Below are 13,905 nucleotides of genomic sequence, written 5' to 3' on the forward strand. Positions count from 1 at the left end.
TTGTTATATATTTAATCGTTCCGGTTCATTGATTGAACAGAATAAAAAGATGTCGATTAACTCGTGCATGAATTGTAAATTTATTTACCTATTAAGAGGTAATGATGAATAGTCATTAATGTTATGCGCCGAGATCATTTACTGCATAGCAGTCATGAATAACTTGCATGGAATGCATAACAAACCGTATTTAAAACAAATCATTACAAACACCTCTCGGAAAAACACATACCGGGCACAAACCAACAACCAAAACAACACAAAAACCCATTGCTGATAACTAAAAATCACGTAATACCTTGGCAAGGAATACAATTGATGAACATCACACTTTTATTCATTGATAGTGGCTATAACGAATTTTAATATCAATGAATTAAAATTAGGCATGCTCTTATGAGAATTTATAGCGACAATCGGCTGAAAAATCGAGTAGGAGGAGGCCTCGCGGCCTCCGTCCTCTCACACCACCGTACAAGCGTGGGTCGCATACGGCGGTTCCGAATATACTTTCAGTGACTCGTACCCATCTTGTAACGAGTACAGCCCCAACTCCTCGAACCAACTGATTGGCATAGCGTGATTCACCTGCGGCGTTAGTGCTAAGTGCCACCAACCTTTATCTGACATCGCTAGCTTCCACGCATTGCGCTCCGTTACACCTTGTTGCTGTAACCATGTCGCTATGCTGTATCTGCGTTTGCGCTGTTTAAGTCGATAGCATCTCAGCCGTCGCCGTATCCATTCGTCCAAGCGCTGCATGCTGCTTTTCCGTATGGCGAGTTTGAAGTAGTGTTGCCAACCTCTTAGGTATTGAGTTAACTCGGTTATGATAACCTTCAGCTCTCGACCTCGGTTTCGCTTCGTTATCTGCCGCACTTGCTTCTTCATTTGAGCTTGCGCTGGTTTCGATATATGGATAGTTCCATTTATCTGGAAGCGATGGCTTAGGTAAGTTCGCTCTGTCACTCTTGTCGCTGCGCTTTTCTCTCGGTTTACCGTGAGTTTCAGTTTCTGCTCCAAGAATTCCGTTATCGACTCTTTGACTCGATGAGCAGCTTCCTCACTACGCACGTAAATTTGGCAGTCGTCTGCATATCGACAGAACTTATGCCCTCTACGCTCTAACTCTTTATCCAGTTCATCTAATACGATGTTGGATAGCAACGGAGATAATGGTCCACCCTGTGGTGTGCCTCGTTGTCTCTGTTCAACTAACCCGTTTCGCATTATACCTGCCTGTAGATATGACCGGATTAGCTTCAACACTCGCTTATCAGCAATGTCCTGTGACAGTCTGTGCATCAGTCTATCGTGATTGACTGTGTCGAAGTATTTCGCTAAATCGATATCTACTACATAACCTCGCCCTTCTCGGATGTAGCGACTGGCTGCCGCTACTGCTTGGTGAGCACTGCGGTTTGGTCTAAATCCGTAACTACTATTGGAGAACATGGAGTCATAGATATCTGACAGTACTGAGGTAATTGCCTGTTGGACAACTCTATCAAGCACTGTTGGGATACCCAGCAGCCTTACGCCACCTCTAGGTTTGGGGATTTCTACACCCAGAACGGGCTGAGGTTGGTAACTTCCATCCAGAAGGCTCTGGCGAAGTTCTTGCCCATTTGAAGCTTGTCGAAGCCTTGAGATAGTGGCAGTTATGTCGAGCTTGTCGACACCTGCACATCCTTTGTTCTTCTTCACGCGTCTAAGAGCTTGATTCAAGTTGGTTGAGGAACAGATTTGCTCCATCAACGAAGTTGAGGTCACCAAGACTCGTCCTCCTGTCTACGCCTACCATGCTTGTCATTCTTCGTAACCATGAGCTTTACTTGCGGTATCGCCCATTGGGACGTAGAGATGATTTTCATCTTGCTATGACTCCACATGATTGAGTGTCTAGTGACTGCTTCTTGATATATTCAGTTCAGGCCTTCCCTTGAGTTGTACTTCCTCAAGGTACTATGCCTTCTGCTGACTTCTTACCACCCGTCACGCAGCATCACTACTGCGTTAGTCTCATCTGAGACAGGCGATAAGATCTCCCGAGGTAAGACGTTGTTCTTTCGCTTGGTCGTGCCTGATTTACCTATACACACTTCCCGTCGAGGCATTGGGCTATTCTATCTATTGCTAGGTTACCCAAGTTGCATAGGCCTACTATCAGATTTCTGTTCGTCACAACCAAGTTTTACCATTTGCTTCCTTCAGATTTCACCTCACGGTGAACACCCTTGCATAGGCTAACGGTTCTCGCTCGACTGAGCCCGTAGAGGACTTTCACCTCCTAGAACAACGCCATGCTCGGCGCACAATAAAAGGCGAAGGTAATTAAAATCACCTTCGCCCCATAATATTATGATTGATATCTACTACCAGCTACTTCGATAGCACTATCAAGAATCGCCTTGTTGTTCTGAATAACGTTTCAGGTGTTGTTCTCTGAATTTATGTCCGATCACTGAATAAACAGTAATATTCTCTTCAGCCAGTTTCAACGCTTTGCCACTATCACCGGCACAAATTGCCTCGACCAAAGGAAGATGACTTAAAGCACTCTCTTCCGGGTCATAGCTTGCATGGTCAATATTGAAATAAATCAGCATCTGGTTCGCGACATTGCGGTAAATCTGGTGCAAGCGCATATTGCCGCTTAGCTCAATGATTAATGTGTGCAATTCAAGTTCAAGCTTACTGATTTGCAGGCAAGTGACACCTTCACTGCGGCCAACTTGCAGGTAATAGTCCATCAAATCATGCAGTCGGGTTTTGCCCTCTTCGGTAATATGCTCAGCCGCCAGCCAGGCAGAGCGCGTTTCCAGAGCGACACGTAAGTGGTACAGCTCCCACAGGTCATTCTCGGTAATATTGATCACCTGCCAACCAACATAGGGTTTCTGAACCACCAAACCTTCATGGGCCAAGGTGTTCAGTGCCATCCGCACTGTACTGCGCGACAGCTCCAAATCTTTCGCCAGTGCACTCTCCACCAGCTTTTCGCCCATTCCGTATTTTCCACTGAGGATCAGCTCACGCAGATACCCAGCGGCCTGCTCCTCTAAGCTCTGTTTTACGATTTTCATTATCTTTCCATACATCTACAGATAGCGGAATACCGCAGTTGCCTTAATTCTACCGGATTAGTCAACAATTCGCATAATCAATAAAACGTGACGATTGTCAGACAATCATACAAAAATCGTATGGATAAAACAAAAAGTGATTTGGGTCGCATTTATTTTGGAATTACTCATTAAGATTGCCAACTGTCGATTGTCCGACAATGAGCAATCTATGAGGATTTATGGACACACCTTTGAACAAGGCAATTTTACTTTCCCAGAATGACAACGTGGCGACCCTGCTCGCAGATGTCGAAAAAGGACAGCAGATTGAAATTATTGATGACGGCAACCGGGCACAAGGCATTGTGACCTGCAAGCAGGCCATCACGTTCGGCAATAAAGTCGCGGTAAACGCTATCTCGACTCAGGAAGCAATCAAGAAAGCGGGTTACGACATTGGTGTTGCCATCAAGTCGATACCTGTCGGCGAGTTGGTGCATGTACAAAACGTCCGCAGCACCCGGGTTGATATCCCCGAACCGATCATCAAGCAAATCATTGAACAAATGCAGATCGAGGAGTAACGAATGCAGTTTTTCTCAGGCTTTCGTCGCCCCGACGGCCGCGCGGGGATCCGAAATCACGTACTCATTCTGGCCATTGATGAATGTGCAGAAGGTATTGCCCGCGCCATCAGCCAAAAAGTGCCCGATACGGTTGTGGTCACTAACTACAACACTTGTATGTACGGTGGTAACGAAGAGCTGGTCGGCACTATGGTTGGCGCCGCACTGAACCCTAATGTGGCTGGTGCCCTGCTGCTGAACATGGGATGCGGAAGTATCGACCCGGAGATCCTGGCCGCTCCTATCCGCAATGCAGGCAAGCCAGTACAGACACTGTCGATTATCAAATCACGTGGAACGCGCAGCACCATCAAAATGGGCACCGAGCTGGCAAAAGAGCTGACGGCTTATGCCGGCCAAATCCAGCCTGAGCCTATCCCACTCAGCGAGCTGGTCGTAGGTATTAAGTGCGGCGGCTCTGATACCAGTTCAGGTATTGCCTCTAACCCTTCAGTCGGTCGCGTCGCCGATCTGCTGGTTGATAAAGGTGCCACCTGCGTGGCCGGTGAGCTTATCGAACTTGTCGGCTGTGAAGATATCCTGCGCGAGCGGGCTGTTACCCCCGACATCGCCGACAAGATCGATCGCCTCATCAATGAAGAAGAGAAACGCTGGCACATCGAAGGCACTAATGTCGAGACCATGAGCATCGGCAACAGTGTCGGCGGCCTGACCACACTCGAAGAAAAAGCCCTTGGTGCACTGCACAAAACCGGTACCCGTCCGATCCAGGATGTACTGAGGATCAATGCCAAGATGACCGAACGCCCGACAAAGCCGGGGATGTACCTATCCGAAACTACGCACTTATGTGGCGGCTCCGGTATGCATTTCGCCTCCCTCGGTGCCCAGGTGATCTTGTGGACCACAGGCGGTGCCGGATTCAACAACCCGATCGTACCGGTGATCCGAGTCAGCGGTAATGCCGCCCAAATTACTGAAGACATTGATGTTGATGTCAGCGGGATCATGAAGGGAACCGACAGCATTCACTCTTGCGCCGACCGGATCATTCACACGCTGGAAAATATTGTTCAGGGTGAGGCGACTGCCATCGAAGATATCGGTTTCGCCTACTGCACGTTGTATCAAAAAGATCAGCGTCTGGAAAAACTCATTTGTATCGAACCTCAATAACCAAGGACTGAGCAGTGCGTATTACAGATATAGAAGTCATTTGCTTAAGAGTACCTGAGCCTGATCAGCCCTGCGAATGGGGCGAAGATGCCGTTATCGTCAAAGTCCATACCGACGCCGGCGTTACCGGTATTGGCGAGGCAGACAGCTCCCCTGCTGTCGTCAAGGCATGTATCGAAACACCGCATTCGAACCTGTATTGCTACGGGTTACGTGAATTGCTGATTGGCGAGAATCCGCTGGAAATCGAGCGTTTGTGGAACAAGATGTACTGGGCGTCCAACTACATGGGACGCCGTGGTGCCGGGATCCACGCCATCAGCGCGATCGATATCGCCCTATGGGACATTGCCGGTCAGTTCTATGGCGTACCGGTGCATACCCTGCTGGGCGGAAAATACCGTGACCAAATCCGTGCCTACGGTACTTTTATTCCAGACAGCAAGCCGGAGAATAACCGCGAGATCGCCCTGAATCTTGTTCGCCAGGGCTTCACCAGTATTAAATTCGGTGGCGGTGTCTTCGGTGATGATCCGGAATCGGACTACCAAATTGTTCGCCACGTACGCGAAGCCGTTGGCGACGAAATAGAAGTACAGATAGATCTGGCTTCCAAATGGCGTACGACCGGCCATGCAGCCCAAATGTGCAAACGCCTGGAGCCGTTCAATCTAAATTGGGTCGAAGAGCCCGTACTGGCAGATGATATGGTTGGCTATTCGCGCCTGTCTCGCCAGATCCAACCCAAGCTAGCCGGCGGAGAATCACTCACGACCCGCTATGAATTTAAGTCCTTCCTAGAACAATCTGAAGTCGACATCGTCCAGCCTGATATTACCCGTTGCGGGGGTATCACCGAGATGAAGAAGATTTACGATCTTGCCCAGCTACACGGTACCCAGCTCGTCCCCCATGGGTTCAGTACCGGCATCTTGCTTGCGGCTTCGGTCCACTTTTTAGCCGCCTGTGAGCACGGCACGCTGATGGAATACTCCCAAAGCAGCAGTCCTTTATTTACCGATCTCATGAGCAACCGACTGCCATTTTCACAAGGTTACGTACCGGTACCGGACTCTCCGGGACTTGGTATCGAACTGAGTGAAGACGTGATCAATAAATACCGAATATAAGAAACGTGTAGAAGGATTTTTAGTTATGTACAGTGAACGTAAAATAGACAAACCGTTAATGGCAATAAGCCTGTCGGTTATTCTCTTTGTAGTTGTTGGCCTGACACTTTTTCCAGAACAGGGAAATGCGCTAGCCAGCCAACTATTTAACACCCTGACTAACCAGTTTGGTGAGGTATTCCTTTTCTTTGGCTTCTTCAGTGTCATCTTTCTCGCCAAGATTGCTCTTGGCAAATACGGTGAAATCAAACTCGGAAACGACAAGCCAGAATACTCCCAGTTTACCTACCTGGCGATGATGGTTTGCGCCGGACTGGGCTCGGCAACCGTATATTGGGCGTTTGTCGAGTGGGGTTACTACTACATGACACCACCATTTGGTGTAGAACCTTACTCGCCAATGGCCGCGGAGTGGGCAACCAGCTATAACATGTTCCACTGGGGGATCTCAGCCTGGTCTCTGTACTGTATTGCCTCGCTACCCGTCGCCTACTCTTTCCACGTGAAGAAGAACCCGCAGCTTAAGCTTAGTGCGGTGTGTGAAAGCATCATGGGCCGCTTCTACAACCCAGTGATCGGTAAAGTCATTGATACCATTTTCATCTTCAGCTGTGTGGGTGCCATGGGTATCACCCTGGGTCTGAGTGTCCCTATGGTGACAGAAGGCATTGCCTACTTACTCGGTGTTGAAAACAGCTTTGCCATGAACGTCGGTCTGATGCTATTCATCACTGCACTGTTCTCTGTCAGCTCTTATGTCGGCATTGAAAAAGGGATGGCAAAACTGAGCGATATGAACACCAAGCTGGCAGTGATTTTTGTTCTGCTTATTCTTATCGTGGGTCCAACCTCATTCATCATCAACCAGATGACCAATGGTTACGGCCTGATGCTACAGAACTTCATTCGCATGAGCCTATGGACCGATCCGGTTGAAGGCGGCTCGTTCCCGACTTCATGGACCGTATTCTACTGGGCATACTGGATGACCTATGTACCATTCATGGCGCTGTTTGTTACTAAGGTATCAAAAGGCCGCAAGCTGAAAGAAGTGATCGGCAGCATGGTTATCGGCGGCAGCGCGGGTTGTTTCATCTTCTTCGGTGTTCTGGGCAGCTTCAGCATGAATGTACACCTGACCGAAATTGTTGATGTGACCCGTTCAATTACCGAAAACGGTGGTTCTGCAACCGTTATCGCCGTGCTAAATACCCTACCGGCAAGCTCGCTGTTCATTATTATCTTCGCGATAATGTCGACACTGTTCCTGGCGACTACGCTGGATTCGGCTTCATTTACTCTGGCTGCAACAGCTGCAAACCAGCTCGATGAAAATGCCAACCCACCAACGGCACTTCGTCTGTTCTGGTGTTTGATTCTGGCGGCTGTACCGCTGACGATGATGTTTATCGATGCTCCGCTAAATACCGTTCAGACGCTGGCTATTGTGACCTCACTACCGCTGATGATAGTTATATTCATCATGCTCTACGGCTTCAACAAGTGGCTAAAAGAGGACTTTGGTGGTGAAACGGAAATCGTTGCTAATCAGTCTACCAGCAAGGTAACTAACGCAGCAAAGACAGAGTCAACCAGCAACACAACGGCAAGTGCCGATGATAGTCAAGCAGCCTATATGTCGCCATCAACTAACGAAGGTTAAAAGGCAAATATAACACTACTGCTACTACCAAAAATCCTCTGCCAGTGGCGGAGGATTTTTTTATTCAGGAGCGCACCAACCATTTGCCGCCTTTATGCCATCCGTTCATACACGACAAATGCGTACAAATGCATACACAAAATGGCTTGCACATGTGTTAAGATTGCCGGTCATTAATAGATTATGGTTTCTACATGTTACACAAAGCACTCTACCTTCTGCTCTTTATTTCAAACACCGCTTTTGCCGCACAATGTAATCTGCAAAGTGTTAGCACTGTTGATATCAAAGCGGAAAAACAATCCGTTATCCTCGATGAAGAAAACAAAGTACAGAGCATTCTGAAAACGCCTTCCCAACGCTGCGCCAGTGTTCAGTTCACAATATCGGGGAGTGGGAGCCGCCTTATATCAACCATCCGAGATTCATTCACCGCCGTACTCTACGACGGAGAAGAAATCACCGCACAAAGCCTCAAAATGAAAGACAACCAGACTGACAGGATCTCATTCGGAAAGCGCTACAAGCATGAGGGGTTTGTCTGCTTTGGCGAACAACAAGTCCCTATCTCAGAGATCCGTTGCGAGCTATAGGCTACTAGAAAATCCAACTAAGTATCGACCGCTCAACCTAGATTTACAGGCTTAGAGAAAGGCCTACGGGCTCAGTTAAAAAAAATACTACGGGGAATGGTATACACTGGTGTTAGAGGCAGCAGCAGGGGACGGTACCTATCATGGCCTGTCGTGTGATCAAGCAAATTCCAAACATCTTGACGGCATTACGTCTCATTTTGGCGGTACCAATTTGCCTGTTGATCCTGGAGAGAAATTACTCGACAGTGCTGTGGATTGCCTTCTTCGCCGGAGTCAGTGACGGGCTTGACGGATGGTTAGCCCGCAAACTGGATGCCATGACCCGCTTCGGGGCAATCGCCGACCCCCTTTCAGATAAAGCGATGCTAATAAGTGCATTCATCGCATTTGCCATCGTCGGGCTAGTTCCTGTGTGGGTCGCCGTCATCGTCATCATCAGAGATGTGATCATTCTCGTCGGGGCTGTTGCCTATTACTGCCTTTTTGGCCGCTACGAAGTCGCACCAAGCTTTTGGGGCAAAGCAAGTACGTTTGTACAGATTGCCTTTGCTCTCATGCTAATCACGCAACAGGTCTACCCTATTTTGCCCGAAATCTTTTTCGAAATTGGTCTGTGGCTGCTGATTTCTTTGGTAATAATCAGCGGCGGACATTATGTCTTCACCTGGGGAAAGAAAAGCCTCACTGAACATAGCAGCAAAAGCCGAAGTCAAAACCAAGACCAAGACCATTCCAAACACAGCCAGCACCCTTAAACGGCGCAATTATTATGACTTCGATCATCATACTTTTTGGCTTGCTAATCATTCTAATCGGGAGCTTCATTCTCGTTAGACCAACAGTGGTGTTTGGTTATCTGAGACGGCACCTCGGCAGCCTGCAAATCCACGTACTGGCCGTTGTTGTCAGGTTGATTATTGGTTTTTTGCTGATCGCTCAATCTGACGTATCAAGGTTTCCGTTCATCATCGAGATCATTGGCTGGCTGTCTCTCATTGCCGGTTTCATTTTAGCCGCCATCGGTCGGCGCAGCTTCCACCGTCTGATGGCATGGGCCCTGTCTTTCGCAAAGCCTTACGGACGTATTGGCGGCACTCTCGCCGCGGCGTTTGGGGCCTTCATTGTCTACGCATTCGTATAACGACAAACCGCAATATCAAACAACTAAAACAGCTAGTATTTCTTACCAGAGAGCTTAGCAACAAAGTATTCAACAACCGCTTTAACGGCCAGATTACGGGTTCCCTTTTGATGATAGAGCAAGTGCAGGTAAAAGTTACTTAACGCATAGTCAGGCAACACCTCCACCAGCTTCCCGCTGGCGATACTCTCTTCAACAAGAAAACTTGGCAACTGCGCGATCCCCAATCCAGCTTCACACAACTGTTTAATACTCGTGCCCGAATTAGTAGAAACCGCCCCATCGACAGCAACTGAAACCTGTTCATTACGGCTATTTTTAAACCGCCAACGCCGCTGGCTATCCAGTGCCCCTTCAACAAGACATTGATGTTTTACTAATGCCTTGGGGGAAGAAGGAACGCCATATTGAGAGATATAGTCAGGACTGGCGACAACAACCAATGAAGCATCTGATAAACGACGAGAAATAAAGCTTGAGTCAAGCATCTGCGAGGCACGCAGCGCAACATCAAACCCCTCATTGATCATATTTTCAAAATCATCACTCAGCTCAAGATGCAACTTTACCAAGGGATATTGACGGTGAAACTCAGGAATATGTGACACCAGCAGTTGGTGTCCAAGGTAGATTGGCGCCGTTATTTTAACCTCCCCCTGAACTGTCTCTTCATCCGTGTGAACGTCCAGTGCATTCACCCGATCCAGGATATCCCTGAAATGTTCAAGCTGCTTATGGCCATCTTGTGTCAGACGCATATTCCGTGTTGACCGATACACCAGTTTTCGCCCCAGCCAGGTTTCCAGCTCAGTCAAATTCTTACTGACTACCGAGTTCACAACGCCTAGCTTTCGTGCAGCCGCCGACATAGAGCCCTGTTCGGCAATCTCAACAAAAATCGCCATAGCTTTTAGCTTATCCATAATTTCGCGCTCTGGAAATAATCATTTCGCATTTAATCGTATTCTGGAAAACAAGTAAACCTCATACACTTCCCTTATCAACAATGATGACAAGGTGAATATCATGAAGATTGCAGTATTCGGCGCATCCGGAAAGATTGGAAACAAAGTGGTCGATCAGCTAACACCCAAGCATGAGGTCGTAAGAATTGGTTCTCGAAGTGGTGATTTCGTCACTGACTACACCAATACCGAAGCCGTCCAGTCTGTGTTTGAAGAGCTAGGTGAACTCGACGCTGTCGTCGTTGTCGTCGGCGGAGACAGCAAGTTCAAACCTTACCATGAACTATCAGATGAAGATTTCCGCTTTGGCGCAGAGCGTAAGCTGGTTGCCCAATTCAGAATCGTACGTATTGCAGAAAACTACCTGAAGCCCAACGGCTCAATCACATTAACCAGTGGTTTCCTTAGCCATTATCCCAATGGCTACAGCATCGCCACCGGCCCGTTCAACGCCGCAATCGATGCGTTTGTCCAGCACACGGCTCCCTTGTTAGAGCGAGGGTTACGGCTAAATGTTGTCAGCCCTGCACCGGTTGTTGAGCCGGAACGTACCGGCAGAGGGCTCGTGAGTGCCGAGCAGGTTGCCAGCTTTTATATCGATGCCATTGAAGGCAATTCAACAGGCAAGGTTTTCCGTGCATGGGGCGGACTACCGGTACCGGGCCAATAACAGACATTCTTTAATTTCAGCAGGACTTACTCATGAAATATCCAATTTCGATCCGAGCCATTCATTGGCTCAGTGCCGCCTTGATCATCGGCCTTCTTATTCTGGGGATCGTTATGACTCCCTTCGATATGGACAATATGGAACATTCCGAATCATTGTATTTCTGGCATAAATCATTCGGCATTCTGGCGTTCATCTTTGTCATTATCCGTCTCGTAAACAGACGGCGCCACTCACTGCCACAGCTGCCTGAAGGCATGCCCAAGCATGAAAAGCTGGCAGCGAAAGTTGCCCACGCTTCTCTGTATGTACTGATGGTGCTTATTCCAATACTCGGTTATTTGCAATCTAGCGCTTACGAATACAGCAGTGGCGTCCACTTCTTCGGTATCGATCTGCCGGAGCTGATTGCCGACGACCAAAATGTCTTTGAAGTCACCAACGTCCTTCACAAATGGGCATCTTATCTCTTCATCGCCGTACTGGTCGCCCATATCGCCGGTGCTATCAAGCACAGGCTCTTTGACAAAGAAAATGACGTACTCAAACGAATTCTATAAGCAAAAGTAACTAAGACCTGCAAAAGGAGCACAACATGAACACATTCATTAAACCTCTACTTATCGCTTCACTTGCCCTAGGGATAACGGCAAATACAGCAATGGCATCTGAAAGTGTTGCCGAGCTCAAGGCGCAAATTGCCGAGTTACAGGCACAAGTTAATGCCCACAAAGCAGAACGGGCTCAAACGGCCAAGCACCTCGAAACATTTGACGAACTGGATCTAGTCGCCTTTAATAACCGAGACATGAAACGTATTGGTGAAATACACGCCGACAATGTGATTGTTCACAACCCCGACGGAACACAAACATCACCATTTCCGCCACACTCTGAAGAGTTAGAGTTTCTGTTCGATGTCTTTGATTTCAAAGTCACCGATCACATCGTCGGTTTTGGCCACGGCGAGTGGACAGCAGGCATCAGTATCTCTGAAGGCCGCTGGGTAAAACCGCTGACCTTTCCAGACGGTACGGTCAAACAACCAACCGGACAAAAAGTGCGAATAAAGATTGCCACTATCGCGCGATGGGAAAACGGACGCATCGCCGAGGAATACCTGTTCTGGGATAACGCCGACTGGAATAAACAGATTGGGTTGGAATAGATAAATACTTAAAGACCGAGTAGAAATACTCGGTCTTTATACTAGTCACGGTCTGATAAACACAGGAGATAAATTTGACCCAAATTTATCGAGTTCAGTCGTGGTTAGTAAGAAAATAGTGAGAGTTGACCCGAAAGCTTACAAAGCCCTGCTTTACTCTGCTTTTAACGTATTGATATTAGAACCATCAGTTATAAATCTTTTCACTTCTGCTGATATCACTATTACGTTTAAAAGGTTTTATTCAGACATGAGCAATACTCAAGATTCTGCTACGACTAGAATTTATACACCAAAACAAGTGGCATGCGGTGCACTTGGCGGGCCCGTTGGGTTGATTTATTTTCTGTGGGCTAACTTTTCGATACTTAAAAAAGAAAACCACTCCAAGGCAACCATTATTCTTGGAATTGTATTTATTATCTCCCTCATTTTCGCCGCTCCTTTTGTTCCGCAGGAAGTCCCGGCAATCACATTCACCATTGTCTATGTAATTTTGGCATTTTTCCTTTCTCAGAAATTCCATCTCAACAAAGATGAGATAATGGACTCGGAAGAATATACATTCCATTCAAGCTTTCGCGTCTTTGGTATCACCATAGCCTGTTTTTGGAGCTCTTACATTGTAGTCGCCGCACCTCTCCATTGGCTGTACTCGATTGGTTTTTTTGGTGCGTAACGCTTTATTCACCAGCATATGTAGGGAGTAGATGCTCCCTCCCTAACGGGTACTGTACATAAGCACAGTATTTTATTGAGTTCATGACTGTTATCGCGTAGGGTTTCGTCTCTCCATTATTTCCTCCAGAAGAGATTGAAAAGCTATGCGTGAGTCACTAAGAAAGAAAGTTATCGAGATCTGCCAAAAGAAAATTGCTCAAAAAGGCGAAAGTGTCGGTGTGTCATTTTATGCATTCTTCGCCAACAAGAATGATGACCCGGAACTATTGATGGAAGCAGCCAGTTGGTGGATTAAGACCCATAAACTGGACCATTTTGAAAAAGCTCGAAAGATCATCAGCTTAGTTAGAGCTGAAGAATAACACCAATATGGAGAAATAGTGTGTTCAAGAAGTTACTCTTTACGGCAATCCTTGCCACTGGCCTTACTGGCTGTGCAACAGTCAACCATACCCCTTTGTCTCAAGAAAAATCGATGGAGCTTACTGAAAAAACCATCGTAAATGCCAATTACCCCAAAGCAGATTTTTCAGCGTTTACCGCAGGCAAAGCCGCATTGGGCCCAATTGGTGCCGCCGCAATGATATCCGAAGGTAACGAGATCACTGAACAAAATGAAATCCCAGATCCTGCTGTAGCCATTGCTAATAAGCTTAGCGATAACCTGGTAAAAGCCAGACAAATGAAGCAAGTGCTCAACAGCAATATTGCCACCGAGGATAACGTTTCAAACTTGCTAAAAAGCTTCTCCGGGGCAGATTACGTACTGGATGTAAAAACGGTTAACTGGATGTTTAACTACTACCCGTCTGACTGGTCACACTATAAAGTGACATATACTGCACGGTTGCGACTGATTGAGTCTGCAAGCGAAAAAGTTGTAGCTGAAACATTATGTACAACAGTCCAGGGCGATGATGAAAATCCTCCAACGCAAGAACAACTATTGGAGAACAAAGCTTCATTGCTGAAAAACTATCTAGATAATGGCGTTGATCAATGTGTAGATTTGCTATCAGAGCAAGTCTTCATGCTAAAAACGACTAATTAAATAGCAACA

16 protein-coding genes are annotated in these 13,905 nt (G+C 47.2%); 13 read left to right on the forward strand and 3 right to left on the reverse strand.

Features of this window, described 5'->3' with window-relative positions; translation table 11 throughout:
* Positions 1-462 precede the first annotated feature (462 nt).
* Both ltrA and EIZ48_RS17040 read right to left on the reverse strand, forming a co-directional pair.
* Positions 463-1,755 (reverse strand): group II intron reverse transcriptase/maturase, encoded by a 1,293-nt coding sequence (gene ltrA, locus EIZ48_RS17035; RefSeq protein ID WP_192928617.1) that lies wholly within the window; start codon positions 1,753-1,755, stop codon positions 463-465.
* A 644-nt stretch (positions 1,756-2,399) separates the two neighbouring features.
* The gene (locus tag EIZ48_RS17040; RefSeq protein WP_160653895.1) at positions 2,400-3,086 is read right to left on the reverse strand and encodes a GntR family transcriptional regulator; all 687 of its coding nucleotides are present in this window, start codon (positions 3,084-3,086) and stop codon (positions 2,400-2,402) included.
* Between the two features lie 221 nt (positions 3,087-3,307).
* Between EIZ48_RS17040 and EIZ48_RS17045 the strand changes: the two genes are divergently transcribed.
* The 7 genes from EIZ48_RS17045 (at position 3,308) to EIZ48_RS17075 (ending at position 9,361) form a co-directional block, all read left to right on the forward strand.
* Complete coding sequence (locus EIZ48_RS17045) at positions 3,308-3,652, forward strand: UxaA family hydrolase (protein ID WP_160653899.1); 345 nt, start codon at positions 3,308-3,310, stop codon at positions 3,650-3,652.
* A 3-nt stretch (positions 3,653-3,655) separates the two neighbouring features.
* The gene (locus EIZ48_RS17050) at positions 3,656-4,831 is read left to right on the forward strand and encodes a UxaA family hydrolase (RefSeq protein ID WP_160653902.1); all 1,176 of its coding nucleotides are present in this window, start codon (positions 3,656-3,658) and stop codon (positions 4,829-4,831) included.
* A 14-nt stretch (positions 4,832-4,845) separates the two neighbouring features.
* Positions 4,846-5,961, forward strand: a complete 1,116-nt coding sequence (locus EIZ48_RS29955; RefSeq protein WP_160653905.1) for an enolase C-terminal domain-like protein — start codon at positions 4,846-4,848, stop codon at positions 5,959-5,961.
* 25 nt (positions 5,962-5,986) lie between these two features.
* The gene (locus tag EIZ48_RS17060) at positions 5,987-7,624 is read left to right on the forward strand and encodes a BCCT family transporter (protein ID WP_160653907.1); all 1,638 of its coding nucleotides are present in this window, start codon (positions 5,987-5,989) and stop codon (positions 7,622-7,624) included.
* Between the two features lie 194 nt (positions 7,625-7,818).
* The gene (locus EIZ48_RS17065; protein WP_160653910.1) at positions 7,819-8,217 is read left to right on the forward strand and encodes a hypothetical protein; all 399 of its coding nucleotides are present in this window, start codon (positions 7,819-7,821) and stop codon (positions 8,215-8,217) included.
* Between the two features lie 143 nt (positions 8,218-8,360).
* Positions 8,361-8,975, forward strand: a complete 615-nt coding sequence (locus EIZ48_RS17070) for a CDP-alcohol phosphatidyltransferase family protein (RefSeq protein WP_160653913.1) — start codon at positions 8,361-8,363, stop codon at positions 8,973-8,975.
* 14 nt (positions 8,976-8,989) lie between these two features.
* Entirely contained in the window at positions 8,990-9,361 is a 372-nt protein-coding gene (locus EIZ48_RS17075) for a hypothetical protein (protein WP_160653915.1), read from the forward strand.
* Positions 9,362-9,393: 32 nt separating this feature from the next.
* On the opposite strand, the gene EIZ48_RS17080 is transcribed toward EIZ48_RS17075, so the two are convergent.
* Positions 9,394-10,284, reverse strand: coding sequence for a LysR family transcriptional regulator (locus EIZ48_RS17080; RefSeq protein ID WP_160653918.1), 891 nt, complete (start codon positions 10,282-10,284; stop codon positions 9,394-9,396).
* A 103-nt stretch (positions 10,285-10,387) separates the two neighbouring features.
* Here EIZ48_RS17080 and EIZ48_RS17085 point away from each other — a divergent pair, with 103 nt between their 5' ends.
* The 6 genes from EIZ48_RS17085 (at position 10,388) to EIZ48_RS17110 (ending at position 13,896) form a co-directional block, all read left to right on the forward strand.
* A complete protein-coding gene (locus EIZ48_RS17085) occupies positions 10,388-10,996 on the forward strand; it encodes a short chain dehydrogenase (RefSeq protein WP_160653921.1) in 609 nt (202 codons plus the stop codon).
* A gap of 32 nt (positions 10,997-11,028) precedes the next feature.
* Positions 11,029-11,556, forward strand: a complete 528-nt coding sequence (locus EIZ48_RS17090; RefSeq protein WP_160653924.1) for a cytochrome b — start codon at positions 11,029-11,031, stop codon at positions 11,554-11,556.
* A 35-nt stretch (positions 11,557-11,591) separates the two neighbouring features.
* Entirely contained in the window at positions 11,592-12,164 is a 573-nt protein-coding gene (locus EIZ48_RS17095; RefSeq protein ID WP_160653926.1) for an ester cyclase, read from the forward strand.
* A gap of 100 nt (positions 12,165-12,264) precedes the next feature.
* Positions 12,265-12,843, forward strand: coding sequence for a hypothetical protein (locus EIZ48_RS17100; protein ID WP_160653929.1), 579 nt, complete (start codon positions 12,265-12,267; stop codon positions 12,841-12,843).
* Positions 12,844-12,988: 145 nt separating this feature from the next.
* On the forward strand, positions 12,989-13,207 hold the full coding sequence (locus tag EIZ48_RS17105; RefSeq protein WP_160653932.1) for a DUF6500 family protein: 219 nt from the start codon (positions 12,989-12,991) through the stop codon (positions 13,205-13,207).
* A 20-nt stretch (positions 13,208-13,227) separates the two neighbouring features.
* Complete coding sequence (locus EIZ48_RS17110; protein WP_160653935.1) at positions 13,228-13,896, forward strand: hypothetical protein; 669 nt, start codon at positions 13,228-13,230, stop codon at positions 13,894-13,896.
* Positions 13,897-13,905 lie beyond the last annotated feature (9 nt).

The sequence above is a fragment of the Photobacterium alginatilyticum genome (genome assembly GCF_009910675.1).
Classification (GTDB): Bacteria; Pseudomonadota; Gammaproteobacteria; order Enterobacterales; family Vibrionaceae; genus Photobacterium; species Photobacterium alginatilyticum.

Coding starts and splice junctions, on each gene's coding strand:
- ltrA (WP_192928617.1), bottom strand. CDS start 1,755: ATGGAGCAAATCTGTTCCTCAACCAACTTGAATCAAGCTCTTAGACGC.
- EIZ48_RS17040 (WP_160653895.1), bottom strand. CDS start 3,086: ATGAAAATCGTAAAACAGAGCTTAGAGGAGCAGGCCGCTGGGTATCTG.
- EIZ48_RS17045 (WP_160653899.1), top strand. CDS start 3,308: ATGGACACACCTTTGAACAAGGCAATTTTACTTTCCCAGAATGACAAC.
- EIZ48_RS17050 (WP_160653902.1), top strand. CDS start 3,656: ATGCAGTTTTTCTCAGGCTTTCGTCGCCCCGACGGCCGCGCGGGGATC.
- EIZ48_RS17060 (WP_160653907.1), top strand. CDS start 5,987: ATGTACAGTGAACGTAAAATAGACAAACCGTTAATGGCAATAAGCCTG.
- EIZ48_RS17065 (WP_160653910.1), top strand. CDS start 7,819: ATGTTACACAAAGCACTCTACCTTCTGCTCTTTATTTCAAACACCGCT.
- EIZ48_RS17070 (WP_160653913.1), top strand. CDS start 8,361: ATGGCCTGTCGTGTGATCAAGCAAATTCCAAACATCTTGACGGCATTA.
- EIZ48_RS17075 (WP_160653915.1), top strand. CDS start 8,990: ATGACTTCGATCATCATACTTTTTGGCTTGCTAATCATTCTAATCGGG.
- EIZ48_RS17080 (WP_160653918.1), bottom strand. CDS start 10,284: ATGGATAAGCTAAAAGCTATGGCGATTTTTGTTGAGATTGCCGAACAG.
- EIZ48_RS17085 (WP_160653921.1), top strand. CDS start 10,388: ATGAAGATTGCAGTATTCGGCGCATCCGGAAAGATTGGAAACAAAGTG.
- EIZ48_RS17090 (WP_160653924.1), top strand. CDS start 11,029: ATGAAATATCCAATTTCGATCCGAGCCATTCATTGGCTCAGTGCCGCC.
- EIZ48_RS17095 (WP_160653926.1), top strand. CDS start 11,592: ATGAACACATTCATTAAACCTCTACTTATCGCTTCACTTGCCCTAGGG.
- EIZ48_RS17105 (WP_160653932.1), top strand. CDS start 12,989: ATGCGTGAGTCACTAAGAAAGAAAGTTATCGAGATCTGCCAAAAGAAA.